We start from the raw sequence: 25,166 nt of genomic DNA, 5'->3' as shown, positions 1-25,166 counted from the left end.
GCGAAGGCATGGCCGTCCCCGCCGTCACCGACCCCGCCGTCACCGACTCCGGCGTCACCCTCCTGATCGCGGACGACGACGAGGTGACCCGCAGCGGCCTGCGCATGCTGCTCGCCGCACAGCCGGGGATCACGGTGGTCGGCGAGGCCGCCGACGGCGTCGAGGCGGTCGAACGGGCGCAGAGCCTGCGGCCGGACGTGGTCCTGATGGACGTCCGGATGCCGCGTCGCAACGGGATCGAGGCCACCCGCCAACTGCTGGCCGAAGCGGCCGACTCGCCGAAGGTCGTGGTGATCACCACCTTCGAGAACGACGGCTACGTCACCGCCGCCCTCAGCGCGGGCGCCAGCGGCTTCGTCCTCAAGCGCCTCCCGGTCCGCCAGATCGCCGAGGCGGTCCGGGTGGTGGCGGCGGGCGAAGCGGTCCTCTTCCCGGCCGCGTTGGGCCGCATGGTCGCCGCCCGCCCGCTGGGCTCCGCCGAGGCCCTGCCGCGGGCCGCCCTGACCGGCCGGGAGGAGGAGGTGCTGCGCCTGATGGCCACCGGGCTCTCCAATCCGGAGATCGCGGAGTCCCTCACGGTGAGCCTGGAGACGGTCAAGACCCACGTCGGGAACGTGCTGACCAAGCTCGGCGCGCAGAACCGGACCCATGCCGTGGTGATCGCGTACGAGTCCGGCCTGGTGGTCCCGGGCTTCGCCGGCTGACCGTTCCGCACAGCACCCGACCGAGACGGCTGCAACGCGATCCCGGCTACGACCTGGTCGCCGTTCCGGTTGCCTTCACTCCCGTCCAGCACCGCTCGGAGCCCCTCCGACGAACCGCTGCGCCGCAGTTCTCCTCACATCCTCCGCCGGCAGAAGGCCCGGACCGCACGACGCGGTCCGGGCCTTCGTCGTTCGTCGTCCCCCGGTCTCGGGCCGCGGGGCGCGGGTGGAGGGCGGCTGGGCGGCTGGGCGGCTGGGCGGCTGGGCGGCCGACGGGACATCGACCAGTGCCGAGGGGGTTGCGGTGATCTGACGATCATTCTGTGACCATGATCCCGTCCCATGGGTGGGCCCGGACCGATAGCGTCGGCTCCGGATCCGGGAGGCGGGGAGGGCCGCGCCGGGCGGTGAGGGGAGCGGGCCATGGAGCCGCTGGCGGCGGACGATCCGCGACAGGTGGGCGAGTACCGGTTGCTGCGGCGGCTCGGGGCGGGCGGGATGGGCCGGGTCTACCTCGGCCGGACGGGGGGCGGGCGGACCGTCGCCGTCAAGGTGGTCCGTCGTGAGCTGGCCGAGAACCCCGAGTTCCGGGCGCGGTTCCGGCACGAGGTGGCGGCCGCCCGGCGGGTCGGCGGTGCCTGGACGGCGCCGGTCCTGGACGCGGACACCGAGGGCGGGGACCTCTGGGTGGCCACCGGCTACATCGCCGGGCCCGCGCTCACCGACGCGGTGCGGGAGTTCGGGCCGCTGCCCGAGCCGGCCGTGCGCACCCTCGGGGCCGGGCTCGCCGAGGCGCTCGCCCATGTGCACGGCCTCGGGCTGGTGCACCGGGACGTCAAGCCGTCCAACGTGCTGCTGACCCTGGACGGGCCGCGGCTGATCGACTTCGGCATCGCCCGCGCGCTGGACGCCACCACCGTGCTCACCCGGTCCGGGCACGTGTTCGGCTCGCCGGGCTTCATGTCGCCGGAGCAGGCGAACGGGCTGCCCGCCGGGCCGGCCAGCGACGTCTTCTCGGTCGGCGCGGTGCTCGCGTACGCGGCGACGGGCAGGATGCCGTTCGGCTCCGGGGTGAGCGCGCCCGTCCTGCTCTACCGGGTGCTGCACGAGGAGCCCGACCTCTCCGGGCTGGCCGGCCCACTGCACTCCCTCGTCCGCGACTGCCTGGCCAAGGACCCAACCGCCCGTCCGACGCCCGGCCGGCTGCGGGAACGGCTGGACGGTGACGGCGCGGACGGTGACGGCGCGGACGCCGCCCGACTGGGGCGCGGGGACTGGCTGCCGGCGGCGCTCGCGGCGGCGGTCGGGCGCGGCGCCGTGCGGCTGCTGGACCTGGAGGGCGAGCGGGAGGCCCGGGAGGGGACGACGGTCGCCGAAGCCGCGAGGGCGGCGCGAGCGGCCGAAGCGGCGACGGGCGTGCCGAGCGTGCCGGGTGTGCCGGGCGCCGCCGCGTCCTGGACACCCACGACGTACGGGGCCCCCGGCGCGCCCGGGTTCGGGCCGCCCCCGCCGGGTTACGGCCCGCCGACCACGGTCCCCGGCCACGGGCCGCACCCGCAGCCGCCGCGCAGGCGGCGGAGGTACGGCGTGGCGGCGGCCGTCCTGGTCGCCGTCCTGCTCCTGGGCGGCGGCGGATACCTGGTGAACGGGTGGCTGCGGGCGGATCGGGGCATCGTCCCCGCGAAGTACCTCGGGACGTGGACCGGCGAGATCAAGGCCGACAACGGGAACGTCACCACCGTCATCCTCACCATCGTCCAGTCGAAGAAGAGCGAGGAGAAGAGCACGATCCGCGCCGATACATTGGCCACCGGCATCTGGTGCGAGGGCAAGTGGACGCTCAGCGAGGCCAGCGAGGAGCGGGCCTCCTACGCGTCCCGCGAGGTCGCCTCCTCACCCGGTGCCGAATGCACCGCCAACCGGTCGATCTACCGCCTGATCACGGTGCAGCCGGACGGCACGCTCCACTACAGCAAGGACCTGGGCAAGCCGGAGGAGTACATCGTGCTGCGGAAGAAGGGCTGAGCCACCGCCCGCCGGCGGGGAACCGCGCACCCCGTCCACCCGTCCTCGCCAGCGAACCGACACCATCTCATCACCGCTTTCCCTCTTCACCTCCCAGGTCCGAGGAGAACCATGGCCGACACCGTCAACTCGCTGATCGCCCGCTTGCACGAACTGCTGGTGACGCAGCTGACCAACGGCGCCACCGACGTCGCCGCGGGCTTCCAGGACGTCGTCGCGCGCGCCGCGGCGCTCGGCCCCGACGGCACCTGGCTCGCCGCCGCGGGCCACGCGGGCCTCGCCGACCTGGCCGTCACCCGCGGGCAGGCGGACCTGGCGATCCTCCACCTCGAGGCCGCCGTGGCGGCCGGCTTCAACGACTGCGTGGCACTCCACGTCGCCCCCGTGCGGCCGCTGCACCAGGCTCCCCGCTTCCAGGCCCTGTACCAGCGCATGCGCGTCACCCAGGCGGACCTCGACGAGTTCTTCTGGCTGCACCGGGAGATGCACACCATGGTGCGGGAGGCCCAGGACGCGACCGTCGACAACATCGGCCGCCTCGACACCGGGGTGTCCCCGCTCCCGCAGGCCCCGATGCCGACCCGCGAACCGCACACCCCCGGCGTCCTGATCACCCGGATCGATCTCGCCGCGGTCCAGACCGCGCTCCAGCAGACCGCCCTGAGGGCCGAGTTCCAGCGCAGCGCCGGCAACACCAGCCTCGACCTCATCGACGGCACCTGGGACCACCCCCGCGCCATGCGCGACGCCTGGTACGCCGACGAGCTGGACACCCGCCGCCAACGGGCCGCCGAGGCCCGGGCCTTCGTCGAACGCCCCGGAGCCGGGGGCACGCTCGCCCCCTGCCCGCCGCTGGGCACGATCGTCTACCCGGCCTGAGGGGTAGCGGCCTGGGGGATACCGGCCCGGGGCGGACCGGCCCGGACGGCACCCGGGGCCGTGGGTGCTCAGGCCGGGGCCGGTCAGGCCGGGTGGCGGCGGATACGGCGGAGGGCGGTGGCGGCCAGGGTGGCCGTCAGGGCGGTGTAGAGGGCCGTTTCCAGGGACTGGAAGGTCCAGTAGCGGTCGGCGGGGTGCTCGGCGATCTCGACGTGGATGTCGCGCGCGGCCAGGCAGGCGGGCAGCTCGGCGAGCGGGCTGTGGTCCATGCAGTCCTGGAACCAGGCGGTGCGGCCGACCTCCTGGCCCGCGGTGTCGAGGATCGGGCTGGTCTCGACGACCCAGGGGCCGCCGGGGACGCGCAGGCCGCCGATGTCGCCGTAGGTGCCGATCTTCGTCAGCCGGCCGATGAGATCGGCGGTGAGCGGCACCGAGGTGCGGGTCGGCGCCTCGTAGTGCGGGCGGACCAGGGCGGGGACGGCGATCTGGAGCGCGGCGAAGACCACCAGCGTGGCGGCCATCGCGGGCACGGCGCGGCGCAGGAACAGGCCCAGGGTCGCGCCCAGCACGAAGGCGAAGGCGGCGTAGCCGAGCGGGGCGAGGTTGCGGGAGGCGAAGACGGCCGGCTCGAAGCGGTTGTCGAGGATGTCGGTGACCGGCCCGGCCGCCCAGGTGAGCAGCAGGCTGTACAGCCCGGTGGCGGCCACGCTCAGCAGCCCGACCAGTCCGAGCTTGGCCGCGAGCCACCGGCCCCGGGTCACGCTCTGGTTCCACACCAGGCGGTGGGTGCCGGCCTCCAGCTCCCGGGCGACCAGGGGCGCGCCCCAGAACACGCCGACGGCGCCGGGCACGGCGAGCAGCAGGTAGCCGAGCAGGTCCACCTGGAGGCCGTAGCGGTCGGCGAAGGCGCCGAGCGGTCCCGTGCAGGCCTCGCGCGCGGCGCAGTGGGCGAGGGTGTCGGCGTACGCGCCGTGGATCCGCAGGCCGAGCACGAGCAGCCAGCCGGCCACGAGGACGAGTGCGCCGAGGCCCACGAGGGCCTGCGCCCGGAACTGGCGCCAGGTCATCCAGATCATCGGTGCGCCTCCGCCGGGGTCGGGGTGGTGGAGCCGGCCGGGGTGGTGGAGCCGGCCGCCCTGCCGAGGTGGGCGAGGACCACCTCCTCAAGGCCGATGTCCGCGGTGGTCCAGGGGCCGTCGGACGGCAGCGCGCGGTCGGTGCGGACGACGGCGGTTCCTTCGTCGGGAGCGCCGCCGCCGGGAGCACCGCCGGGAGCACCGCCGGAAGCACCGCCGGAAGCACCGTCGGTGTACCGGACGATCTCGGCGCCGCCGGGCAGCCGCGCCAGGTCCGCGTGCCGGGCGGTCACCCGGACGTGGCCCGCGAGCAGGTCCGTGACGTCACCGGCCACCAGGACGCGGGAGCCGGCCAGCACGATCACGTGGTCGCACACCCGCCGCACGTCCGAGAGGGCGTGGGAGGAGAGGACGGCGGCGGCGCCGAGTTCGGCGACGGACTCCGTCAGGTGCTCCAGGAACGCCTGCCGGGCCAGCGGATCCAGGGCCGCGGCGGGCTCGTCGAGGATCAGCAGCTCGGGCCGTTTGGCCGCCGCGAGGGTCAGGGCGAGCTGGGCGCGCTGGCCGCCGGACAGCCGGCCGGCCTTCTGCCGGGGGTCGAGGTCGCTCCGGGCGAGCCGGCGCCGGGCGAGCGCCTGGTCCCAGCGGGGGTTGAGCCGGGCGCCCATCCGCAGGTGGTCGGCGACGGACAGGTCGGCGTAGACGGGCGTGTCCTGGGCGACGAAGCCGACCCTGGCCAGGTGGGCGGGGCCCGCGGCGGGTGCCGCTCCCAGCACGCGGATGGTGCCCGAGCTGGGTGCGATCAGCCCGCAGGCCAGTTGCAGCAGGGTGGACTTGCCGGCGCCGTTCGGTCCGACCAGTCCGATCACCCGGCCGGGCGGGACGTTCAGGTCGACGTCGGTGAGCGCGTGGTGGCGGCCGTACCGCTTGCCCAGCTTCACGGCTTCTAGTACCGGTGTCATGACGCTCCCCCGGTCAGCCGCGCCGGGTGGCGCGCTTCGCGCGCGACGACCGGACGACGCGGTACACGCCGTAGCCGACCGCGATCAGGACGGCCAGGTTCAGCGCCCACCAGGCGTAGAGCAGCGGGCTCCGCTCGGTCCGCTCGGCCTGCGCCGCCGCGGCGGCGAGCAGCGTGGGTGCGGAGACGAGGTCAACGGGGACGAGGTCAACGGGGACGAGATCAACGGGGATGAGATCGACCATGGGCCCCAGCCTGCGGCTCCGCGCCGGCCGCCCGCAGCGGCCGAAGGTACGGTCCGCGCGGCCCCGAGTCGTACTTTCGGCTGGTCCGGGGCCGGCGGTGATCGCCTAGCGTGGGCCGGGTGAGTTCGGTGAAACGTCCGGCGGTGCTGGTCAACACGGTGCTGGGGCTGCTGTTCGCCCTGGTCCTGGTCGTCATGGCGGCCCAGTACGCGGCCCAGGGCCGGGTCTGGGCCTTCGACGCGGTGGTCGGCGCCGTCGTGTGCGCGATCGCGCTCGGCCGCGAACGGAACCGGGGCCGGGCGGCTGCCCTCGGGCTGCTGGTGGCGGGCGCGGCGGCGGTGGTCGCCCGGGTCGCCCAGCTGCCCGGCGAGCCCGGGGCCGCCGCGGTCCTGGGGCTGCTCGTCCTCGGTGGCTCCGCCGTCCGGACGCTCGCCCGGCGACGGGCGGCGGCCGTCGCGCTGGCGGGCCTCGCGCTGATGACGGCCGGCCTGCTGACCGTCGAGGCGCCGGGCACCCCGTTCCGGGTGGGGATCGAGGTCTGGGTCGTCGCGCTCGGTGCCGGGCTCGGCCTGCGCCTCCTGGACCACCGCCGCCGGCTGGCCGCCGAGGCGGTCCGCCGGGAGGAACGTCTAACGCTGGCAAGGGAGTTGCACGACATGGTCGCTCACCACGTCACCGGCATGGTCGTCCAGACGCAGGCCGCCCGGATCGTCGCCCGGCGCCGACCGGGGAGCCCGGACGCCGCGGAGAGCCCGGACGCCGCGGAGAGCCTGGACGCCACCCTCGCCGGCATCGAGGACGCCGGCGGCGAGGCGCTGGCCGCGATGCGCCGGGTGGTCGGCCTGCTGCGCGACACCGAGGACGCCGCCGGCACGGCCGCCATGGCGCCCGGCCCGGATCAACTGGCCGAGCTGGTGCGGAGGTTCGATGGCCACGGCCCGGTGGTGAGCCTGCGGTTGCCCGCCGATCCCGCGCCCTGGCCGCCCGAGGTGGCCACCACCGTGCACCGGATCGTCCAGGAGGCGCTGACCAACATCGCCCGCCACGCCGCGCACGCCCGCACCGCCGCCGTCGACGTCGTCCACGGGCCGGGCGCGCTCACCGTCACGGTCACCGACGACGCCCCGGCCGGCCCCGCGCCACGGGAGCACCGCGGCTTCGGCCTGATCGGCATGCGCGAGCGGGTCGAGGTGCTCGGCGGGCACCTGTCCGCCGGCCCCGGCCGGGACACCGGGTGGTCGGTCTGCGCCACCCTGCCCGTCCCGGGAAGGGCGGCCCGTTGACCATCCGCGTCCTGCTCGCCGACGACCAGGCGATGATCCGCAGCGGTCTGCGGCTCATCCTGGAGGACCAGGACGACATCACCGTGGTCGGCGAGGCCGCCGACGGCGCCGAGGCGGTCCAACTGGCGCGCAGGCTAAGGCCGGACGTGTGCCTGGTCGACATCCGGATGCCCGGCCTGGACGGCATCGACGTCACCCGCGCGCTGTCCGGTCCCGCCGTGGCCGAGCCGCTGCGGGTGGTCGTCGTCACCACCTTCGACCTGGACGAGTACGTCCACGGCGCGCTGCGCGCCGGGGCGGTCGGCTTCGTCCTCAAGGGCGCCGCCCCCGCGCTGCTCGTCGAGGCCGTCCGCGCCGCACACGCCGGGGACGCGCTGATCTCCCCGGCGATCACCCTGCGCCTGCTCCGCGGCCTCGCCCCCACCCGTCCGGCGACCGCCGCCCGGCCCGCCCAGCCGCTCTCGGCCCGAGAGACGGAGGTGATCCGGTCCATCGCGCGGGGCCGCACCAACCAGGAGATCGCCGCCGCCCTCTTCATCACGGTGAGCACCGTCAAGAGCCATCTGACGGCCATCCAGAACAAGCTCGGTGTGCGCAACCGCGTCGAGATCGCCGCCTGGGCCTGGGAGAGCCGGCTGATGGACTCCGCCGTGGGCGGCGCCTGACCGACCCGGCAGAAGGCCCGGGCTGCGGTTGTTCCCCGCGGTGTGGCACGCGGGGCGTCCTCGATGCGCGATGCTTGAGGCCCGGCCGTTTCGGGTGTGGAGCGGCGTCCGCTCCGGGTGGCGAGGTGGTTCCCATCGGCAAGACGAGCGGCTCGGCTCTCGCCGCATGGCTGCGTGGTGTCGACACGCCCCAGTTGGTGCGGGTCCTGGCGGCGCGGCCGGATGCCGCGGTGGATCCGGAGCCGCAGTCGGTCGGCGAGTTGGCGGACCGGCTTCAGCGCCCCGGGTCGGTCGCGCCGGTCCTCCCGCTGCTCACCTTGCCCGAGGTCCAGGTGGCGGAGGCGGTCGCCGCGCTGGCGCCCACCACCCGGGACGTCCTGGCCGGTGTCCTCGGCGCGACGGACGGGGACCGTGCGCGCCGGTTCGACGCGGTGCTGCGGGCGTTGGCCGATCACGCGCTGGTCTGGCCGGTCACCGAGAAGCCCGACGGCTCGGTCCGCGTCGAGCGGGTCCGGCGGCACCGGGCGAAGCACCCGGTCCCGTCCCCGCGCCGCCCCGAAGCCCGACGGCCTCCCCAGGGCGCCCCCACCGATCTGACCGCTCTCGCCACCCGGTTGCTGGCAGCCCCGTCCGAAGCCCTGGAGCCCGACCCCGGGGACGGCCGCCCCTGCGCCAGCGACACCGAGGAGGTCATCGCCCGCGCCGCGCGCAACCTGACCTTCACCGACGTCCGCCAACTGGCCCACGCCGTCGACACCGGACAGCCGATCACCGTCGAGTACGTCGCCGCCACGGGCAACGAGACCGTCCGCACCCTCAGCCGCCTGGAACTGGACACCCCCCACCTCCGCGCCTGGTGCCACCTGCGCGACGACGAACGCGTGTTCACCCTCTCCCGCATCCACGGGGTGATGCCCGCGTAGCCACCCCTCCTCCGGACCCCGGGCGTCGGCAGTGGGTCCGACAACCACCGCCGAGGCCGGAAGGCCCGGCCCTCGGGGTGGGGGCCGGGCCTTCCGTGGGCGCCCTGGGCAGGCGGGCGCCGGTCTGGGGGCGGGGTGGTCGGGGGCTCAGGGGATGAGGACGCGGGGCCGGTGCGGGTCCGGGTCCGGAGTCGGGGCGGGGGCGGGGGCGGGGCGCAGCGGCCACCAGAGGGCGCGGCCGAGGAGGGTGGCCAGGGCCGGGACCACGGCGAGCGAGAGGACGCCGGCGGAGAGCAGGATGCCGAGCGTCAGGGAGAAGGCGATCTGCTCGCTGCCGGGGGTGGTGGCGAGGCTGGCGAAGGAGCCGGCCAGGACCAGGCCCGCGGTGGCGACGGCGGGCGTGGTGTGGCGGACGGCGCGGGCCACGGCGGCGCGGGCCGGGCCGGGCCGGTGCATCTCCTCGCGGATCCGGTCGGTGATGAGGATGTTGTAGTCGGTGCCCAGCGCGACGACGAACAGGAACAGCACCAGCGGCAGGGTGAAGCTGACGCCGGGCTCGTCCAGCACGTGCTGGAACAGCAGGGTGGCGGCGCCGAGGGTGGCGGCGAAGCCGAGCCCGACGGAGAGCATCAGGACCACCGGGGCGAGCACGCTGCGCAGCAGGAGCAGCAGGATCAGGGCGATGAGGACGGCGGCGACCGGGAAGACGATCGTCAGGTCGTGGTCGACGGCGGCCGAGACGTCGGCGAAGACCGCCGCCGTGCCGCCGACGTGGGCGCTCGTCCCGGCGGGCGTGTGGGCGGCGACGGCGGCTCGCACCGGGCCGGACGCCAGCTCGCGCGCCCGTGCGCTCTGCGGGTCGGCGGTGAGGAAGAGGTCGATCCGGGCGGCGCGGCGGTCCTGGTTCAGGACGGTGCCGGCCACCTGGCCGACGCCCTCCACCTCGGCGAGGGCGCGGGAGAGGCCGTCGAGCCGGGCGGTGTCGAGGGTGCCGCCGCCGTCGGCCGTGACGTAGACGGTGGTCGGGTCGGACACGCCGGCCGGCAGGGCCCGGGAGATCTCCGCGGCGGTGGCGGAGGCCGCCGTCCCGGAGTCACCGCCCTGGCCGTAGTCCATCCGGACCCCGGTCATCCCGGCGGCCAGGGCGCCGAGCAGCGCGACGGAGCCGAGCAGCAGGGCCAGCGGGCGGCGGGCGACGAACGCGCCGTAGCGGGCGGCCACGCCCCCGCGCGGTTCCCGGCGCAGGCTGCGGGAGGGCCAGAACATCTTGCGGCCGCAGGCGGCGAGCAGGGCCGGCATCAGGGTGAGGCTGCCCAGCAGCATGACCAGGACGGCGACGGCGATCGCCGGGCCGAGCGAGCGGAACTGGCCGAAGGTCGCCACGCCCAGGGTGGCGAAGGCGGCCACGATGGTCAGCGCGGCGGAGGTGATCGCGGTGCCGACCCGGCCGGACACCTCGGCGGCCGCCTCGCGGGCGGGCTGGTCGGGGCGGGCGCGCAGGTGCTCGCGGAACCGGAAGAGCAGGAACAGCAGGTAGTCGACGCCGATGCCGAGCAGCACCACGGAGATCAGGCCCGGGGTGGAGACGTCCAGCCGGAGACCGGTGAGCTCCGCGGCGCCGGCCACCGCTCCGGTGGCCACGCCGCCGATCAGGGCGACCGCGAGCAGCGGCAGCACGGCCGCGAGCACGCTGCGGAACACCAGCACGTTGAGCAGGACGATCAGCCCGGTGACCAGACTGCTGCCGACGACGGCGGCGGTCCGGTTGTCGTCCGCGCTGTCGGCGGCCTCGGCCAGGCCGCCGGTGAACCCGGTGCGCATCCCGGCGCCGGCGAACTGCGCGCGGGCGGAGTCCCGGAAGGTCCGGTAGACCTCCTGGACGCCCTCGTCCACGGCGCTGCCGGTCAGTTCGACGGAGAGCAGCTCGAAGCTCCGGTCGGGCGCCGTCATCGCGGGGGCCACCCGAGGGGTCTGCGAGCGGTCGGGCTTGAGGAAGGCCGGCTCGTCGTCCTTCCTGGGCATGACGACCCGGCGCTTGCCGAGCTCCGCCGCCTCGGCCTCGATCCGCTGCTGGTCGGCGGCGCTCAGCGCCTTGCCGTCGGTGCGGGCGACCAGCACGGTGACCGTGGTGGCGTCGGGCTTCACCCCGAACCGCTCCTCGGCGATCCGCAGCGCGGCGGCCGAGTCGTAGCTCTTCGGCAGGAAGTCGCCGGTCTGGGCCTCGGTGACCCGGCCCAGCAGCATCGGGCTCAGCCCGGCCAGTGCCAGGCCCAGCACCGCCCAGAGGGCGATGACCTTCCACGCGTGTCTGGTGGAGAATCCGGTCAGTGCGCGGATCACGGTGCCCTCCGGCGGATGGTCGCGAGCTTCGGCCTTGTCGCCGGGGGTTCCCGGCCGGTCTCCAGACCATCAGGTGGAGGGGGTGCCGGGCGTCCGGGCAGCGGACGATCCGCGCCGGGGCCCCCGGTCCCCCCGGTGGGCCGCGACCGGGACCCTGCTCCTGGTCCGCCCGCCCGGCCTCGGCCGGAGGGAGCATCCGGGGCGGGCCGGGCCGGTGCCAGAATGAGGGCATCAGCGCTGGTCGGCCGGGAGGACAGGGATGGACGGGCGTCAGCGCCCCGGGGAAGCCGTGGACGACGCGCCACGGAACGACGTGGCCGATACGCCGCGGAGCACCGCGGCCGGCGGCACGGGCGGCCCGCCGTGGACCCAGGCCGACGCGCTGGTGGCCGTCGGCGCCGGCACCCTCGACCTGGTCGCCTACCTGCTGTTCAACGAGGTGAACGGCACCCGCGCCGTGAACGTGCCGGGCTTCGTCCTCGTCGTGCTCTCGGGCCTGCCGCTGCTCGCCCGGCGCCACCGTCCGGTGTGGGCGCTCGCCGCCGTCCTGGTGTTCGAGGGCGCGATCGACCTGCTGGCCCCGATGGGCACCCACTTCGGCGCCGTCCTGATGGTGGCCGTGTACTCGGTCGCCCGGCACCGCAGCCCCCTGGTGACGGCGGCCGCCACCCTGGCGACGGCGGTGGCGACGGCGCTGAGCCAGAGCCACTTCCGGGTTCCGACCTGGGAGGGGATCATCGCCGCGCCCTTCTCCGCGGCGCTGGTGGCCGGTGCAGGCCTCGCGGTCGCCCGCTGGCAGCGCGAGGTGGCCGCCAACCGCAAGCTGCTGGCCGACCGCGCGGTGGCCGAGGAACGCCGCCGCATCGCACGGGAGTTGCACGACATCGTGGCCCACCACATCACCACCATGCAGCTGATGGCCGGCGGCGCCCGCGCCAACCTCGCGAACCCCGAGGTGGTCCGCGACGCCCTGGTCACCCTGGAGTCCTCCGGGCGGCTGGCGCTGCGCGAGATGCGCCAGCTGCTGAACGTGCTGCGCGCCGGTGACGAACCGGACGCCGGCCCGACCCCGCCCCAGCCCGGGGCGGAGGACCTCGACCGGCTGGTCGACGAGTCCTGCCGGGCCGGGCTGCCGACCGGTCTCGACGTCCACGGGGCCCGGCGCCCGCTGCCGCCGACCGTCGGCCTGACCGTGTTCCGGATCGTCCAGGAGGCCCTGACCAACGCCCGCAAGTACGCGGGCCCGGCCCGGGCGACCGTCCGGCTGACGTACCGCCCGGACGGGGTCACCGTCGAGGTGCGGGACGACGGCGCGGGCGTCGTCCCCTCCCAGGGCACCGGGCCCGCGGCCGGGGACCGGGGCGGGTACGGCCTGGTCGGCATGCGCGAGCGGGTCGCCCTGCACGGCGGCACCCTGGAGACCGGGCCGGGGCCGCAGGGCGGCTTCGCCGTGCGGGCCGAACTGCCGCTGGCCCCGGAGGAGGACGCCGAGGCGGCCGTCCAGCGCGGGGAGGCGTACCGATGAGCGCCGAAGCCCCGGTGATCCGGATCCTCGTCGTGGACGACCAGCCGCTGGTGCGGCGCGGCCTGTCGCTGATCCTCTCGCCGGACCCGTCCTTCGAGGTGGTGGGCGAGGCCGAGGACGGCGAGCAGGCCGTCGCGCTCGCCCACCGGCTGCGCCCGGACGTCGTGGTGATGGACATCCGGATGCCGGTCCTGGACGGGGTCGCCGCGACCGAGCAGCTGGCCCGCACCCTGCCCGGGTGCAGGGTCCTCGCGCTCAGCACCTTCGACATGGACGAGTACGTGGTGGCCGCGCTGCGCGCCGGCGCGTACGGGTTCCTCCCCAAGGACGTCTCGCCGGAGGACCTGGGCGCGGCGATCCGTACCGTCCACACCGGGGAGGCGGTGGTCGCCCCGCGCCTGCTCACCCGGCTGATCTCCGCCTACGTCCGGGCGCCGCTCGGGGCCGCGCAGCCGCCGCCCGCCGTCACGGCGGGGGATCTCACGCCCCGGGAGGTGGAGGTGTGGCGGCTGATGGCCACCGGCCTCGACAACGCCGGGATCGCCCGGGCCATGGACATCAGCCAGTCCACGGTGAAGAACCACATCACCGGCCTGTTCGGGAAGCTCGACGTCCGCGACCGGGCGCAGGCGGTCATCGCGGCCTACGAGACCGGCCTGGTCACCGCCCGTACGGGGGGCGGCGACCAGGCCGGCGGGAGGGGTTAGGGCCCGGTCACCGCTTCGCGCAGAGGGTCTCGTCGAACAACGCCTGGGCGTGCTCGAACCCCTGCGGGGAGGGCGCCAGGTTCGCGGTGACGGCGATGGTGACGGCGCGGCCGTCCTCGGTCACCCCCGGGAGGGTGTGGAAGCCCGGCGTGGCGCCGCCGTGCCCCCAGGCGACCTTGCCGCAGCTCAGCGGCCGGAGGATGAGCCCGAGCCCGTACTCCTCGCCCTTCGACACGCCGGGGCCCTCCGGGATCTTCACCGTGGTGCGCATCTCGGCGAGCTGGGCGGGCTTGAGCAGCTTGCCGCCCATCAGGGCGGAGAAGAAGCGGTTCAGGTCGCCCGGCGTGGAGATCAGCTGCCCGGCGGCCCAGGCCCAGGAGGGGTCCAGCTCGGTGACGTCGGCGAGCGACCCGTCCGGCCCGGCCGCGTACCCGTGGGGGTGGGGCTCGCGGATGCTCTCGTCGCCCACTCCGGGGAAGTAGGTGTGCCGCAGCCCGATGCGGTCGATCACCCGCTTGGTCAGCTGCTCGGCGAGCGGGCGACCGGTGACCTTCTCGACCAGCAGACCGGCCAGGACGTAGTTGGTGTTGCTGTAGGACCAGTCGGTGCCGGGCGCGAAGAGCGCCTTGTGGGAGAGCGCCATGTCGAGCAGCTCGCGGGGCTGGTAGTAGCGGTGGCGTCCCTCGCCGAAGACGGCGTCGAATATGTCGTCGGTGAAGTTGGGCAGCCCGCTGGTGTGCTGGAGCAGCTGGCGCACCGTGATGACCCGGCCGTCGATGCCCTCGCCGCGGACCAGGCCGGGCAGGTAGCGGTCGATCGGGGCGTCGAGTTCGACCTTGCCCTCGCCGACCAGCTGCAGGACGACCACGGCGGCGAAGGTCTTGGTGTTGCTGCCCGCCCGCACCTGACCGTCCACCGGCACCTTCGCCCCGGTGCGCAGGTCGGCGACGCCGGCGGTGTAGCCGCGGGTGCGCCCGTCGGATCCCGTGACCGCGGCCATCGCGGCCGGGTAGCGGTCCTCCTCCACCAGCCGCTCGAGTCCGGCCCGCACACCGTCCTTCGGGCCGGCGGACGGCGCCGCCGCGGCGGGGACCGTGCCGGCCACGCCGAGCGCGGCGGCCGTCGCGAGCAGCAGGGCGAGGGCGCGCCGCGGCGGCATGCCCGTGACGGCGGCGGCACGGCCGCCCAGGGGGTGGCGGGAGGGGCGAGCGGACATGCGGAAACTCCTTGGGTACGGCGCGACGAGGGCGCGGAAGGGGGAGGAAGCGTGAGGTGACGGCGGTGCCCGCCGGGCGGGCGGACCGCCGTGATCACGCTCCTGACCCTAGGGAGCGGGCCCCCTGCCCGGCATCGCCCGACGGCAGGAGGACCCGGCTCCCGCCGCGTCCCGGCCCCGGTACCCCGCTCCCTGCCCCGGCCCGCCTCCCTCCCTCCGGCCGCTCCCCCGGCGGTCCTACAGGTTGAGCAGGGTGCGACGGGCGAAGCCCGCGTCCCGCAGCGGCTTGAGGGCGAGCCTCAGCAGCGGCACCGGATTGTCGTCGCCGGCGATCCGATTGGTGCTCAACTCACCGCAGGACAGGCACTGGTGGACGATCAGCCACTCGCCGTCCGCGCGGACGGACATGCCCAGGGCCTCCATCCGGCCGCGGCAGTCGGCGGCCCGGTCGCCGGGGATCCGGCGGTCGACGTGAAGGCTGGCCAGGCAGTTCGGGCAGTGGTTGCGGTGCGCCGTCCCGGGGGCGTCCACGGGGACGTCCAACCGGCAGCCGACGCACCGGAAGTCGTTCGCCCGGTGCCCGCCCCGGGCGTGCAGCACGTCCTTGGGCCGCTGCCGGCGCCGGCGGTGGTCATCGCGTTTCTTCTGTCGTGGCACGGTTCGCCCTCCTCTCCCACCGGGCGGTTCAGAGCGAACCGAACGCTTCGAGCGGGAACGGCGGCTGGGCCAGCGGCCGGACGGCGATGCGCATCAGGATGAGCTGGTTGTCGTCCGCGCAGACCGGATTGGACGTCAACTCGTCGCACCGTACGCAGCGGTGGACGACCATCCAGTCTCCGGTGCGCAGCACGGCGATGGCGATCGGCGACATCCGCCCGTGGCACCCGCTCGGCCCGCCCTCGACGTGGTCGGTGACGTGCCGCGAGTGCAGACAGGACGGACAGTGGTTGCGCCGCGCACCGTCGACGGCGAACGCGGACACGGTCAGACCGCACCACGCGCAGGCGAACGTGGCGGTCTTCAGGGTGTTGCTGGTGGTGTTGGTGCTGGACACCCGGGGTGCTCCTTGCTGGAGGTCAACGATGACAGCAAGAGCAGGCCGAGCGGCCCCGACGACGATCCGTCAGACAGTGTGGCGAGGCGCACTCGGCGCGGTCCGGGACATCAAGACACCCTCTCGGCGGGCACGAACGGCCCACAGCAGACGCGAACAAACGGAGCGGCGAGCGTAACCAACCCCACCACCGGCCTGCCACCGAATTTCCCCGGGCCGGGAACGCCGGTCAGGCGGGGGCGGTGAGGGCGACCGGGTCGTGGGCGAGGTCGGCCAGGAGGGCGTCCAGCTTGGCGCGGTCGACGGAGGGCATCAGGAAGACGTGGGCGTAGCCGCGCAGGGTCGTCGGGTCGCCGGGGGTGGTGAGGACGTTCTCGCAGGACAGTGACCACTTGGCGACCAGCGCTTCACCGGGCTTGCGGAAGCGCACGGTGATCGCGCCGGGCGTGCGGGCGGGCCGGAGGGCGGCGCCGGTCTCCTCCTCCAGTTCGTGGAGCCGGCGGTCCAGGTAGCCGGCCAGCTCCTGGGAGCGGCGGATCCGGTCGACCTGGTCCCGGTAGGAGTGCCGGGACAGGTGGTCCCAGAGGACCAGCGGGGAGAAGCCGTTGCGGGATCCGGCGAAGGTGCTGTCCGGCGCGCCGATGTACTCGGGCTGGGTCGGCGGTTCGAGCTGGTACTTGGCCTTCGTCATGAAGACGCCGCACGGCCACGGCACGCCGGCCCACTTGTGGCCGCTCATCGCGATCGAGGCGACGGGGTCGACGTCCCCGGACGCCCGGCTCGGCAGGGTGAGGCCGAAGTCGAACTCCGCGGGGACGGCGCCGGGTTCCGGTGCCCAGCCGTACGCCGCCGGGTCGTCGGCGGCCATCCGCAGGAACGGCGCGTAACCGGCGCCGAGCGCCCCGTCCACGTGGATCCAGAAGCCCCGGCGCTCGGCGCTCCCGGCGGACGGCAGCAGCCCGTGCCGTTCGAAGACCGGCAGCAGCCGCTCGCAGGCGCCGCGGACGTCGTCGTGGGCGCCCTTGAAGGTGCTGCCGAGGTTGAAGTTGACGAAGACCGGGTGGCCCTTGGCCGCGAAGAACTCCACCAGCACCGCCAGCGCGTCCACGTCGACGGCGCCGGGGCCGTCCCAGGAGTGGCCGGACGGCCCGGGCAGCGAGGGCACCTCGGCGGGCCAGTCGCCGCCGAGCGGGCACTCGCCGGGGTAGTCCGCCGTGCCCACCGCGTGGAAGGTGTCGACGCCCAGCACCCGCACGGCCTTGGCGAAGGAGTAGTGGGTGTCCTCCGAGTAGAACGCCACCGGGCGGGGCGCACCGGGGCGGGTCAGGTAGTCGCGGGCGTTCCAGAGGGCGTACATGTTGCCCTCGGTCGAGCCCATCGAGAGCATGTAGCCCCAGTAGGACTCGGGGTCGGCCGGGTCGTACGGGCGCCCGGCGTGCCACAGGCGCGCGTAGTAGTCGAGCACGGCGCGCTCGACGGTCTTGGTGTTGGGCTTGTAGCCGCCGCTCTGGAACGGGTCGCCGAGGTTGTTGATGTTGCTCAGCATGAAGCGGGCGAGGTCGAGGGCGCTGCCCGCGAGTTCCTGGGTGGCCTGGTAGCCGACCAGGTGCCGGCGCTTGCGCGTCAGGTAGCCGTCCATCCGGTCGAGCGCGCGCAGCCGCTCGCCGTCGGTGAGCCCCTCGGCGGGTATCGCGAAGTCCCCGTGCTCCGGCTCCGCGTCGACGTCGACGTGGGCGCGGCCGTGAGCGGCTCGGACGGTGGTGGGGCTCATGGGGGCGGCGCTCCGGATTCGCTGGGCGGGGTCGGCTGGGACGGGTCGGCCCGGGGCCGCTCGCCCGCCAGCATGGAACTTTCCACCGCCCGGGCGAAAGTCTTCCGCAGAAGATTCGGATTCACCCGCTCCCGCCTTGCGGATCTGCGGCACGGTCCGGGACCCTGGCCGGTGTGCCGAATTTTCCGCAGGCCCACCGGGCGCCCATCGACGACACCGACCGCGCGATCCTGCGGGTCCTCGCCGAGAACGCCCGCACGCCGAACAACGCGCTCGCCGAGGCCGTGGGCATCGCCCCCTCGACCTGTCTGGCCCGGGTGCGCGCGCTGCGCGAACGCGGCATCATCCGCGCCTTCCGCACCGAGATAGACCCGGCCGCGATCGGGCTGCCGCTGCAGGCGATGATCTCGGTCCGGCTCCGGGCGCACACCCGCGAGCAGAACGAGAGCTTCCGGAGCAGCGCGCCCGACCTGCCGGGCGTCCTCGCCGTGTTCCACATGGCCGGGTCGGACGACTACCTGCTGCACGTCGGTGTGGCCGGCCCGGAGGAACTGCGCGACTTCGTGGTGGACCACCTCACCACCCACCCGGCGGTGGCGCAGACCAGGACCAACCTGATCTTCGAGCAGATCCCCGGCCGCCGCTACCTGACGAACGGCTGACGCCGGCGCCCCGTCCCGGTCCGCGCCCGGCTCCCGCTCACCCCCTGGCTCCCCCGCTCACCGCCCGTCGGCGTACAGCGCCCGGACGGTGGCGTACCCGGGGGTGCCGGTGGAAGCCGCCGGCGCCGGGCTGCCCGAGCGGACGGCGAGGGCCGTGGAGACGGCGGCGGCGAGCGCGGTGCGGTAGAGGTAGGAGCCGAGGCTGACCCGGGCGACGCCCAGCGCCGCGAGGTCGGGCAGGGCAGGGCCGGTCGGGCTGTACAGGATGTTCAGCGGGAGGTCCAGGCCCGCGCAGAGCCGCGCGATGGCGGCCGGGTCGCTCAGGCCGGGGACGAACAGGCCGTCCGCACCCGCCCGCCGGTAGGCGGCGAGGCGGCGGTCGGTCTCCTCCGCGGGATCGGGCAGGGCGAGCCAGTGGGTGTCCGTGCGGGCGTTGACGAACAGGTCCGGGGCGGCGGCCTTGACCGCGCCGATCTTGGCGGCGTGCACGGCGGCCGGGGTGAGCGTGCCGTCCGGGCGGCCGTCCTCCAGGTTGATGCCGGCGACCCCCGCGCTCGCCAGCTCGACGGCGAACGCCGCGACTTCGTCCGGGTCGTCGCTGAAGCCGTTCTCCACGTCGACGGAGAGCAGGCAGCGCCCGGAGCGGCCGAGGCGGCGGGCCAGCCGGAGCGTCTCCTCGCGGGTGGCGGCGGCGCCGTCGGGCAGCCCGGCCGCCGCCGCGACGCCGAGGCTGGTGGTGCCGACGGCGGCGAATCCCTGCTCGGCGAGGACGGCGGCGGAGGCGTGGTCCCAGGCGTTGGGGAGCAGCAGCGGCTCGGGGCGGCGGTGCAGGGCGGCGAACGGCGTGTCGAGCGGGGAACGGTCGATCGGGCTCATCGGGCTCATCGGGCGGTGGTCCTCCCGTGCGGACGGAGGTCGCCGACGGCATCCGCGTAGTACGCGGACTCGGCTACGTGGAAGGCGAGTTGGCGGAACGACCAGGCGGTGTCGGGCGTGCGGTCCAGCTGGTCCGGGGTGAGTGCGGCGAGGCGGACGGACCAGATCCGGGCCAGCCGGGTGAGCCGGCTGCGGGCCTCGTCCAGGTCGGCCGCGGTGAACGGCGCCAGGTCGGCGGGGGTGGTGGCGGCGGAGGCGTGCCAGTGGTCGGGCTGGGTCGGCTCGCCGGCCAGACGCGCCTCCAACTCCGCCAGGTGGTCGAGGAGATGGTCGGTGACCCGGCGGATCGCCTTGTGCGGGGTGTACGTGCGGCCGTCGGTGGTGGCCGGGCGGCCGTCCCACCCGGTCCACGTCGCGGCGAGGGCGAGGACGTGCTCGACCATGGCGGGGACCAGCCCGGCGGGGTCCCGGTCGTCGGTGACCGGCACGTCCTCGACCGGCGCGTCCTCGACCGGTCCGGATCCGGCGGGCCCGGCCCCGGCCTCCCGCACGACGGGCGAGGCCCCGTGCAGGATGCCCGCCGCGATGGCGAGCGCGTGCGTCCGGCCGGGGCAGAGCCTCGGCGCGGCGCCGAAGGTCAGCGGCGGCAGGTCGGGCCGTCCGGCCTGGGCGGCGGCCACGTCGAGCAGCACGTCCGCCCCGGCCGGGACGGCCACCCCGCCCACCGCGGTCGCCCGGACGGCGCGGCGGCGCATCACCCGCACCGGCGGGTCGTGCCGCAGCGCACCGGCCACCGGGTCCGCCCCGCCCGCCCGGCGCGCGTGCTCCACCAGGGTGGCGGTGGCGTCGCAGGCCTGGACGAGCAGGCCGATCCGGCCGGCGGCGCGTTCCAGGTCCCCCGCATCCCCCGCGTCCGCCGCCCCCTCGCTCCCCGGCAGCATCCGGGGCAGCAGCCAGGCCACCGCCGCGTCGGCCTCCGGGTCCTCGGGCCGCTCCACGAAGTACGCCCGGGCGACCACCCCGACCGCCCGCGCCACCTCCTCCGGCTCCGCGAGCCCGAGCGCCTGCGCGAGGACGCGCACCGCCCGCACCCGCACGTCCGCCTCGAACCCGGCCGCCGCCGCGAGCCGCAGCGCGTGCGGATCGAGCCCGGCGAGGTCCGCCTCGACGAACGCCCGCCGGGCGGCGTGGCGCTCGCCCGCGCTGAACCGGGCCACGGTGGCGCGCAGCCAGGCCACGCCGCCGACCGGCCCGGACCCGGCGGGCGGCGGCACCAGCGCCGGATCGGCGAGCGCGGCGGTGACGTCCTCGTGCCGGGTGAAGGAGAGACCGGCGGTGACGGTGGGAGTGGTGGGATCGGCCATGGGCCCCACGCTAGGAGCCGGACGTTTCGGCGCCCGCCGAACCGTGTCCGCGGCACCATGGACGCATGTCACTCACCCACCTCGCCGGTCTGCTCGCCGACCCGACCCGCGCCGCGTTCTGCACGGCCCTGCTCGACGGCCGCGCCTGGACCGCCGGTGAGCTGGCCCGCCACGCGCGGGTGGCGCCGTCCACGGCGAGCGAGCAGCTCTCCCGGCTGATCGCCGCAGGCCTGCTGGCCGAGGAGCGCCAGGGCCGCCACCGGTACGTCCGGCTGGCCGGCCCGGAGGTCGCCACCCTGATCGAGGACCTGGCGTCCTTCCCGGTCCCGGCCGAGTCCGCCGGCCGCTCCTCCCCCGCCCCCGGCTCGCTGCGCGAGGCCACCCGGATGAGCGCCGAGGCCCGCGCCCGCACCTGCTACGACCACCTGGCCGGGCGCCTGGGCGTGGCCGTCCGCGACGCCGCCCTCGCCCGCGGCCTGGTGGCGGACGAGGACGGCCCGGCCCTCACCGGGCGCGGCCGGTCCTGGCTGGCCGAGCTGGGCGCGGAACTTCCGGCGCGGGCCGGACGCCCGGGCGGGCGCCCGGTGGTCCGCACCTGCCTGGACTGGACGGAGCGGCGCAGCCACCTGGGCGGCGCGTTCGGCGCGGTGCTCTTCCGGACGGCGCTGGACCGCTCCTGGGTCGAGCGGATCGGCACCGGCCGCGCCCTGCGGGTGACGCCGGACGGCGAACGCGCCCTGCGCGACCTCCTCGGCGTCACACTCTGAGGCCCCGCCCCCTCGGCAGCCCCCCGGGTCCCGCACCCGCACCCGCTCACCCCATCGTCTTCGCCCCGTCCAGCGCCTCCCGGATGATGTCGGCGTGCCCGGCGTGCTGCGCCGTCTCGGCGATGACGTGCAGCAGCACCCGCCGCACCGACCAGGCCGCGCCGGGCTCGAACCAGGGCGCCGACGGCAGCGCGTGCTCCTGGTCGAGGTCCGGCAGGCTCGCCACCAGCGCGTCCGTCTCGGCGGCCACCCGCTCGTAGGCGGCGAGCAGCCCGGCCAGCGTCTCGCCGTCGGTCATCCGGAACTGCGCCTGCCACTCGGCCGGTCCGCCCGGCCCGGCGGCCTCCATCGCGGCCGCGCCGCCGACGGCGAACCGCATCCAGCGCGCCTCCACCCCGCTGACGTGCTTGATCAGCCCGCCGAGGCACAGCTCGCTGGGTGTGGTGCGCCGGGCGGCCTGCTCGTCGCTGAGGCCGCGGACGGTGTACCGCAGGAAGCCGCGGTGCTTGTCCAGCGTCTGCAGCAGATCCGCCCGTTCGCCGTGGAGCACGGCGCCGCCGGAGCTCACTCCGCCGCCAGGGCCGGCATCTCGCCGGCCGTCTTCCCGAGGTCGATCACGCCGAACGCGGCCCCCTGCGGGTCGCCGACCGCCGCGAACCGGCCGAACGGGCTGTCCATCGGGCCGAAGTAGAGCTTCCCGCCCCGCTCGGTGATCCTGGCGATCGTCGCGTCGCAGTCGTCCACCGCGAAGTACACGCTGACGTAGTTGGGCGCCTGGGGCGGCAGGTCGCCCGGGCCCGCCTGCATCCGGCCGAGCACCGGCTGCTCCCGGACGTCGAAGATCTTGTAGTCGACCTCCCCGGAGTCCATCCGCTTCACCGTGTACGGGAAGACGGCGGGGAAGAAGGCATCCGCGGCGGCCCCGTCGCGGGTGACGATCTCGGCCCAGGTGTACGCGCCGGACGCGCCCTGCTTCTCGAAGCCCTCGTGGGTGCCGGCCTGCCAGACGCCGAAGACGACGCCCGCCGGGTCCTTGGCGATCACCATCGAGCCGAACTCGCCGACCGTCATCGGGCCCATCAGCACCTCGCCGCCGTTGCCGCGGATCTTCTCGGCGGTGGCGGCGGCGTCGGGCGAGGCGAGGTAGAGGCACCAGGCGGAGGTCACCTCGCCCTCCTGGTTCGGCATCGGCGGGACGATCGCGGCGACCGCCTTCCCGTCGGAGTACGCCTGGGTGTAGTTGCCGTACTCGGTGGAGGACTCGCCGAAGGTCCAGCCGAGCACCTCGCCGTAGAACGCCTTCGCGCCCTCCAGGTCGGCGAACATCGCGTCGGCCCAGCAGGGGGTTCCCTCGGGTAGCACAGCCATGACGAAGCCCTCTCGTGTGACGTTTTGTCCCGGTTCGCCACCCTAGCCAGTCCCCCACCCGTCCGCGCGCGCAGAGAGGGCGGTCCGTCGGGGCCGGAACCCCCGACGGACCGCCGCCGCCCTTGCCCGCCCGCTAGCCGGCTACGCCCGTCACCGCACCCGCCGGCGTGGCCGCCGACGTCCCCAGCCCGGTCGGCCGCACCAGCAGCGCGCCCAGCACCCCGCCGCCCGGCTCGACCGCCTCCCGCGCGACGGTCTCCGGCACCCCGGCCGCCTCCCGCCCGAAGTGCCGCAGCAGGTCCTCCTCCCGGTACCGCCGGCAGCCCTCGTGCCAGATCAGGATCCCCGCGAGCCAGTTCTCCAGCTCCCTGACGTACCCGGCGAGCACCGCCCGGGCCGGCCCGTCCAGCCCGAAGTCCTCGAACATCACCGGGAACTCCTCGGCCACCACGTGCCGGAACTGGTCGAGCCGCGCGTGCATCAGGTCGTCGACGATCCGCACCGCCGCCGGGTAGTCGCAGCCGAAGAAGTTCTGCACCACCAGGGCGGCGTTGTGCACCTCGCCCTCGAACTCGACCTCCTTCTGGTACGAGAACAGGTCGTTCATCAGGCAGGCGAAGTCGGCGGCCGCGTTCTCCAGCGATCGCATCGGCCCGCTCGCGTAGACCTCCGGCGGCACGGCGTTCCCGTGCGCCAGCCGGGAGAGGCTCATGGTGAGGTCGGAGCCGAAGGTGGCGCGGCGCATCTCCAGGTAGTCGACCGGATCCGGGATCCGGTTCTGCACCTGGTTGTGCAGCTCCCAGATCCAGCTCAGCGTCATCGTCTCGACGGCCTCGCGCAGCTTCCCGCGCGCCTCGGCGGTCATCGGTCCGGCGGTCCGCTCCCACAGGTCGGCCAGCCCGCGCTCCAGTGCGGTGAGCGGCTCCGCGGCCGGCTCGCCGTCGACCGGCATGAGCAGCCCGAAGCGCGCGTTCTGCGCCTTGGCGCCGGCCAGGTCGCCGGTCCGGCCGAACGCCACCGGGAAGTAGTCGTCCGCGTACGTGCCCCAGGCCAACCAGTCGGTGGTGAGGTCGAGTTGGTCGGCGGAGGCGTCCGGGTGGATGCCGGCCGCGCAGAGCGCGAGGTCGTAGTCCGCCATGCTCTCGGCGGTCCACACCCCCGCGGTCGGGTCGTCCGGCCGGGCCGTCAGCAGACCCGTCCGTTCCGCCCAGGCGAGGGTGTGCAGCCGGGAGGCCTCCAGGCAGGGGTTCAGCTCGACCGTGAACGGCAGCCGGAACCGCGGCAGCCGGGACGGACCGACGGCCTGGAACGGCACGTGCGCGTGCGAGCGCGCCCGCCGCACCCCGGGGTCGACGTCCCCGCGCGAACCGCCGATCAGGCCCGTCCCGGGCGACTCCAGCGACGCACCCGACCCCGGCGTCCCCGCCCGCAGCGCCTCCAGCAGCCCGGCCACCGGCGACTGCCCGACCGTCGGCGACCAGGCCCGCGTCACCGGCCCGGAGCGGCTCAACGAGCCCAGCTCGCCGGCGAGGCCGTCCAGCGCCCCGCCCGGCTTCAGCACGTCCAGCGCCGACGTTCCCACCCCGCCGATCGCGAACGGGTCCCACCAGGTGGCCGTGCCCGCCGCCGCCCCGCCGCCGTTCATGTACCGGCTGGACCGCATGTGCCACTCGTGCCCGCCGGCCTGCCAGTCCTGCATGCCCTTGACGTAGGCCAGCACCCGGGCGCAGCCCTCCGCGTCCAGCCCGGTGTCCGCGAACAGCTGCGGCAGCTCGGTGAACACGGTGCTCTCGAACTGCTGGAGGCGCGAGGTGAGCAGGTCGTTGACGGCGTCCGCCGCCTCCTGCGTGGTGCACTCCAGGAACTTCTCCAGCACCAGGACGCCGTTGCTGAGTTCGCCCTCGTCCTCGACCTCGCGCTGGTACGAGAACAGGTCGTTGCGCAGGTGGACGCCGTCCGAGAAGGCGTCCATCAGCACCCGCAGCGGCCGCGCACCCGACACCGCCGCCGGCACCTCGGCCCCGGCCGCGTACTCGATCAGCCCGGCCGACCACGGCGCGCCGCCCACCTTGCGGCGCATCTCGATGTACTCGACGGGGTTGGCGATCCGCCCCGCGTTGATGTTGGCGAGCTCCCAGAGCGACTCGTTGAGCAGGTTGCGGGTGCTCTCCGCGAACCGCACCCGCCAGTCCTCGCCCATCGACGGCACCGTGCGCCGCCACAGGTCCGCGAGCCCGGCCTCGACCGGATTGGTGGGCTCGGGCACCGCCGCCGCCGGGTCGGCCGGCATGAAGAGCGGCAGCCGGTCCAGGTACGCCTTGCCGCCCTCCCGGTCGTTGGTCCGCTTGAAGACCTCCAGGAAGTGGTCGTCGAAGAAGAACACCCAGACGTACCAGTCGGTGACCAGCGACAGCGCCTCCGCGGACGCGTCCGGGTGCGTGTACGCGCAGAGCAGCCCGTAGTCGTGGGCGTCCAGGTCCGCCTGCGTCCAGACCCCCGACCCCTCCAGCATGCCCATCTCCCGGGCCCACCCGGAGGAATGGACCCGGGCCTCTTCGAGGTGCGGGTTGAGGCGCGCCGGGTGCGGCACGTAGAAGGACGGCAGTTCGAACGGCTGGGACACCGGGCGAGCCTTTCTGGACGCGTCGACAAGGCCGACTCAGCATTACCCGACTTCAACGATCTCAGCCGGGGAATCGGAACAGTCATATGAGATAGACCAGTCCACTCGAACACCTGCCCAACCCACCGCCCC

The 25,166-nt window shown here is 75.1% G+C and carries 23 protein-coding genes; 10 read left to right on the top strand and 13 right to left on the bottom strand.

Annotated elements, in window-relative coordinates:
- Positions 1-8: 8 nt before the first annotated feature.
- The 3 genes from ABT238_RS00375 to ABT238_RS00365 all read left to right on the top strand — a co-directional run bounded on the left by ABT238_RS00375 (position 9) and on the right by ABT238_RS00365 (position 3,608).
- Positions 9-704, top strand: a complete 696-nt coding sequence (locus tag ABT238_RS00375; protein ID WP_350755220.1) for a response regulator transcription factor — start codon at positions 9-11, stop codon at positions 702-704.
- A 423-nt stretch (positions 705-1,127) separates the two neighbouring features.
- The gene (locus ABT238_RS00370) at positions 1,128-2,729 is read left to right on the top strand and encodes a serine/threonine-protein kinase (RefSeq protein ID WP_350754980.1); all 1,602 of its coding nucleotides are present in this window, start codon (positions 1,128-1,130) and stop codon (positions 2,727-2,729) included.
- 111 nt (positions 2,730-2,840) lie between these two features.
- The gene (locus ABT238_RS00365; RefSeq protein ID WP_350558843.1) at positions 2,841-3,608 is read left to right on the top strand and encodes a hypothetical protein; all 768 of its coding nucleotides are present in this window, start codon (positions 2,841-2,843) and stop codon (positions 3,606-3,608) included.
- A gap of 83 nt (positions 3,609-3,691) precedes the next feature.
- Here ABT238_RS00365 and ABT238_RS00360 read toward each other — a convergent pair whose 3' ends face one another.
- The 3 genes from ABT238_RS00360 to ABT238_RS00350 are packed head-to-tail and all read right to left on the bottom strand — an operon-like array spanning position 3,692 to position 5,890.
- Positions 3,692-4,684, bottom strand: coding sequence for an ABC-2 membrane transporter-related protein (locus ABT238_RS00360; protein WP_350754978.1), 993 nt, complete (start codon positions 4,682-4,684; stop codon positions 3,692-3,694).
- Positions 4,681-5,646, bottom strand: a complete 966-nt coding sequence (locus ABT238_RS00355) for an ABC transporter ATP-binding protein (RefSeq protein ID WP_350754976.1) — start codon at positions 5,644-5,646, stop codon at positions 4,681-4,683. Before ABT238_RS00355 ends, ABT238_RS00360 begins: the two co-directional genes overlap by 4 nt.
- A 13-nt stretch (positions 5,647-5,659) precedes the next feature.
- Positions 5,660-5,890: a hypothetical protein gene (locus tag ABT238_RS00350; protein ID WP_350754973.1), complete on the bottom strand. Its 231-nt coding sequence runs from the start codon at positions 5,888-5,890 to the stop codon at positions 5,660-5,662.
- 119 nt (positions 5,891-6,009) lie between these two features.
- On the opposite strand from ABT238_RS00350, the gene ABT238_RS00345 reads away from it, so the two are divergent.
- The 3 genes from ABT238_RS00345 (at position 6,010) to ABT238_RS00335 (ending at position 8,761) form a co-directional block, all read left to right on the top strand.
- Entirely contained in the window at positions 6,010-7,173 is a 1,164-nt protein-coding gene (locus tag ABT238_RS00345) for a sensor histidine kinase (protein ID WP_350754971.1), read from the top strand.
- Positions 7,170-7,838, top strand: a complete 669-nt coding sequence (locus ABT238_RS00340; RefSeq protein WP_350754969.1) for a response regulator — start codon at positions 7,170-7,172, stop codon at positions 7,836-7,838. Before ABT238_RS00345 ends, ABT238_RS00340 begins: the two co-directional genes overlap by 4 nt.
- 230 nt (positions 7,839-8,068) lie before the next feature.
- The gene (locus ABT238_RS00335) at positions 8,069-8,761 is read left to right on the top strand and encodes a WYL domain-containing protein (protein WP_350754966.1); all 693 of its coding nucleotides are present in this window, start codon (positions 8,069-8,071) and stop codon (positions 8,759-8,761) included.
- Between the two features lie 147 nt (positions 8,762-8,908).
- Here ABT238_RS00335 and ABT238_RS00330 read toward each other — a convergent pair whose 3' ends face one another.
- On the bottom strand, positions 8,909-11,101 hold the full coding sequence (locus ABT238_RS00330) for an MMPL family transporter (protein WP_350754963.1): 2,193 nt from the start codon (positions 11,099-11,101) through the stop codon (positions 8,909-8,911).
- 313 nt (positions 11,102-11,414) lie between these two features.
- On the opposite strand from ABT238_RS00330, the gene ABT238_RS00325 reads away from it, so the two are divergent.
- Positions 11,415-12,626, top strand: coding sequence for a sensor histidine kinase (locus tag ABT238_RS00325; protein ID WP_350754961.1), 1,212 nt, complete (start codon positions 11,415-11,417; stop codon positions 12,624-12,626).
- Positions 12,623-13,333 (top strand): response regulator, encoded by a 711-nt coding sequence (locus tag ABT238_RS00320; RefSeq protein WP_350754958.1) that lies wholly within the window; start codon positions 12,623-12,625, stop codon positions 13,331-13,333. Before ABT238_RS00325 ends, ABT238_RS00320 begins: the two co-directional genes overlap by 4 nt.
- A 7-nt stretch (positions 13,334-13,340) precedes the next feature.
- Here the strand turns inward: ABT238_RS00320 and ABT238_RS00315 are convergent, their stop codons facing one another.
- From ABT238_RS00315 to ABT238_RS00300, 4 genes are all read right to left on the bottom strand, one after another.
- The gene (locus ABT238_RS00315) at positions 13,341-14,492 is read right to left on the bottom strand and encodes a serine hydrolase domain-containing protein (RefSeq protein WP_350755218.1); all 1,152 of its coding nucleotides are present in this window, start codon (positions 14,490-14,492) and stop codon (positions 13,341-13,343) included.
- A gap of 294 nt (positions 14,493-14,786) precedes the next feature.
- Positions 14,787-15,206 carry an RNHCP domain-containing protein gene (locus ABT238_RS00310; RefSeq protein ID WP_350558873.1) on the bottom strand — a complete coding sequence of 140 codons (420 nt, stop codon included), beginning with the start codon at positions 15,204-15,206 and terminating at the stop codon, positions 14,787-14,789.
- Between the two features lie 28 nt (positions 15,207-15,234).
- Complete coding sequence (locus tag ABT238_RS00305; RefSeq protein ID WP_350558876.1) at positions 15,235-15,603, bottom strand: RNHCP domain-containing protein; 369 nt, start codon at positions 15,601-15,603, stop codon at positions 15,235-15,237.
- A gap of 229 nt (positions 15,604-15,832) precedes the next feature.
- Positions 15,833-17,374, bottom strand: a complete 1,542-nt coding sequence (locus ABT238_RS00300) for a PLP-dependent aminotransferase family protein (RefSeq protein WP_350754956.1) — start codon at positions 17,372-17,374, stop codon at positions 15,833-15,835.
- A gap of 173 nt (positions 17,375-17,547) precedes the next feature.
- Here ABT238_RS00300 and ABT238_RS00295 point away from each other — a divergent pair, with 173 nt between their 5' ends.
- On the top strand, positions 17,548-18,036 hold the full coding sequence (locus ABT238_RS00295) for an Lrp/AsnC family transcriptional regulator (RefSeq protein WP_350558882.1): 489 nt from the start codon (positions 17,548-17,550) through the stop codon (positions 18,034-18,036).
- Between the two features lie 57 nt (positions 18,037-18,093).
- Here the strand turns inward: ABT238_RS00295 and ABT238_RS00290 are convergent, their stop codons facing one another.
- Both ABT238_RS00290 and ABT238_RS00285 read right to left on the bottom strand, forming a co-directional pair.
- Entirely contained in the window at positions 18,094-18,921 is an 828-nt protein-coding gene (locus tag ABT238_RS00290) for an isocitrate lyase/PEP mutase family protein (RefSeq protein ID WP_350754954.1), read from the bottom strand.
- Complete coding sequence (locus ABT238_RS00285) at positions 18,918-20,276, bottom strand: cytochrome P450 family protein (protein WP_350754951.1); 1,359 nt, start codon at positions 20,274-20,276, stop codon at positions 18,918-18,920. Before ABT238_RS00285 ends, ABT238_RS00290 begins: the two co-directional genes overlap by 4 nt.
- Positions 20,277-20,341: 65 nt before the next feature.
- Here ABT238_RS00285 and ABT238_RS00280 point away from each other — a divergent pair, with 65 nt between their 5' ends.
- Positions 20,342-21,043, top strand: coding sequence for an ArsR/SmtB family transcription factor (locus tag ABT238_RS00280; protein ID WP_350754949.1), 702 nt, complete (start codon positions 20,342-20,344; stop codon positions 21,041-21,043).
- Positions 21,044-21,089: 46 nt separating this feature from the next.
- Here the strand turns inward: ABT238_RS00280 and ABT238_RS00275 are convergent, their stop codons facing one another.
- The 3 genes from ABT238_RS00275 to ABT238_RS00265 all read right to left on the bottom strand — a co-directional run bounded on the left by ABT238_RS00275 (position 21,090) and on the right by ABT238_RS00265 (position 25,034).
- A complete protein-coding gene (locus tag ABT238_RS00275) occupies positions 21,090-21,611 on the bottom strand; it encodes a DinB family protein (RefSeq protein WP_350558894.1) in 522 nt (173 codons plus the stop codon).
- Positions 21,608-22,411 (bottom strand): VOC family protein, encoded by an 804-nt coding sequence (locus tag ABT238_RS00270; RefSeq protein ID WP_350754947.1) that lies wholly within the window; start codon positions 22,409-22,411, stop codon positions 21,608-21,610. The genes ABT238_RS00275 and ABT238_RS00270 overlap by 4 nt, the downstream gene beginning before the upstream one ends.
- 133 nt (positions 22,412-22,544) lie before the next feature.
- Entirely contained in the window at positions 22,545-25,034 is a 2,490-nt protein-coding gene (locus tag ABT238_RS00265; RefSeq protein ID WP_350558900.1) for a terpene synthase family protein, read from the bottom strand.
- Between the last annotated feature and the right edge of the window lie 132 nt (positions 25,035-25,166).

Source organism: Kitasatospora sp. NPDC001527 (assembly GCF_040298605.1).
In the GTDB taxonomy this organism is placed as follows: Bacteria; Actinomycetota; Actinomycetes; order Streptomycetales; family Streptomycetaceae; genus Kitasatospora.
The sequence above is the reverse complement of the archived record's forward strand: the minus strand, read 5'-3'. Positions and strand labels throughout refer to the sequence as shown.

Bases quoted from the DNA above. Each gene is read 5' to 3' on its own strand.
- ABT238_RS00370 (WP_350754980.1), top strand. From the start codon at position 1,128: ATGGAGCCGCTGGCGGCGGACGATCCGCGACAGGTGGGCGAGTACCGG.
- ABT238_RS00350 (WP_350754973.1), bottom strand. From the start codon at position 5,890: ATGGTCGATCTCATCCCCGTTGATCTCGTCCCCGTTGACCTCGTCCCC.
- ABT238_RS00300 (WP_350754956.1), bottom strand. From the start codon at position 17,374: ATGAGCCCCACCACCGTCCGAGCCGCTCACGGCCGCGCCCACGTCGAC.
- ABT238_RS00360 (WP_350754978.1), bottom strand. From the start codon at position 4,684: ATGATCTGGATGACCTGGCGCCAGTTCCGGGCGCAGGCCCTCGTGGGC.
- ABT238_RS00285 (WP_350754951.1), bottom strand. From the start codon at position 20,276: ATGGCCGATCCCACCACTCCCACCGTCACCGCCGGTCTCTCCTTCACC.
- ABT238_RS00270 (WP_350754947.1), bottom strand. From the start codon at position 22,411: ATGGCTGTGCTACCCGAGGGAACCCCCTGCTGGGCCGACGCGATGTTC.
- ABT238_RS00365 (WP_350558843.1), top strand. From the start codon at position 2,841: ATGGCCGACACCGTCAACTCGCTGATCGCCCGCTTGCACGAACTGCTG.
- ABT238_RS00290 (WP_350754954.1), bottom strand. From the start codon at position 18,921: ATGAGCCCGATGAGCCCGATCGACCGTTCCCCGCTCGACACGCCGTTC.
- ABT238_RS00355 (WP_350754976.1), bottom strand. From the start codon at position 5,646: ATGACACCGGTACTAGAAGCCGTGAAGCTGGGCAAGCGGTACGGCCGC.
- ABT238_RS00320 (WP_350754958.1), top strand. From the start codon at position 12,623: ATGAGCGCCGAAGCCCCGGTGATCCGGATCCTCGTCGTGGACGACCAG.
- ABT238_RS00375 (WP_350755220.1), top strand. From the start codon at position 9: ATGGCCGTCCCCGCCGTCACCGACCCCGCCGTCACCGACTCCGGCGTC.
- ABT238_RS00280 (WP_350754949.1), top strand. From the start codon at position 20,342: ATGTCACTCACCCACCTCGCCGGTCTGCTCGCCGACCCGACCCGCGCC.
- ABT238_RS00315 (WP_350755218.1), bottom strand. From the start codon at position 14,492: ATGCCGCCGCGGCGCGCCCTCGCCCTGCTGCTCGCGACGGCCGCCGCG.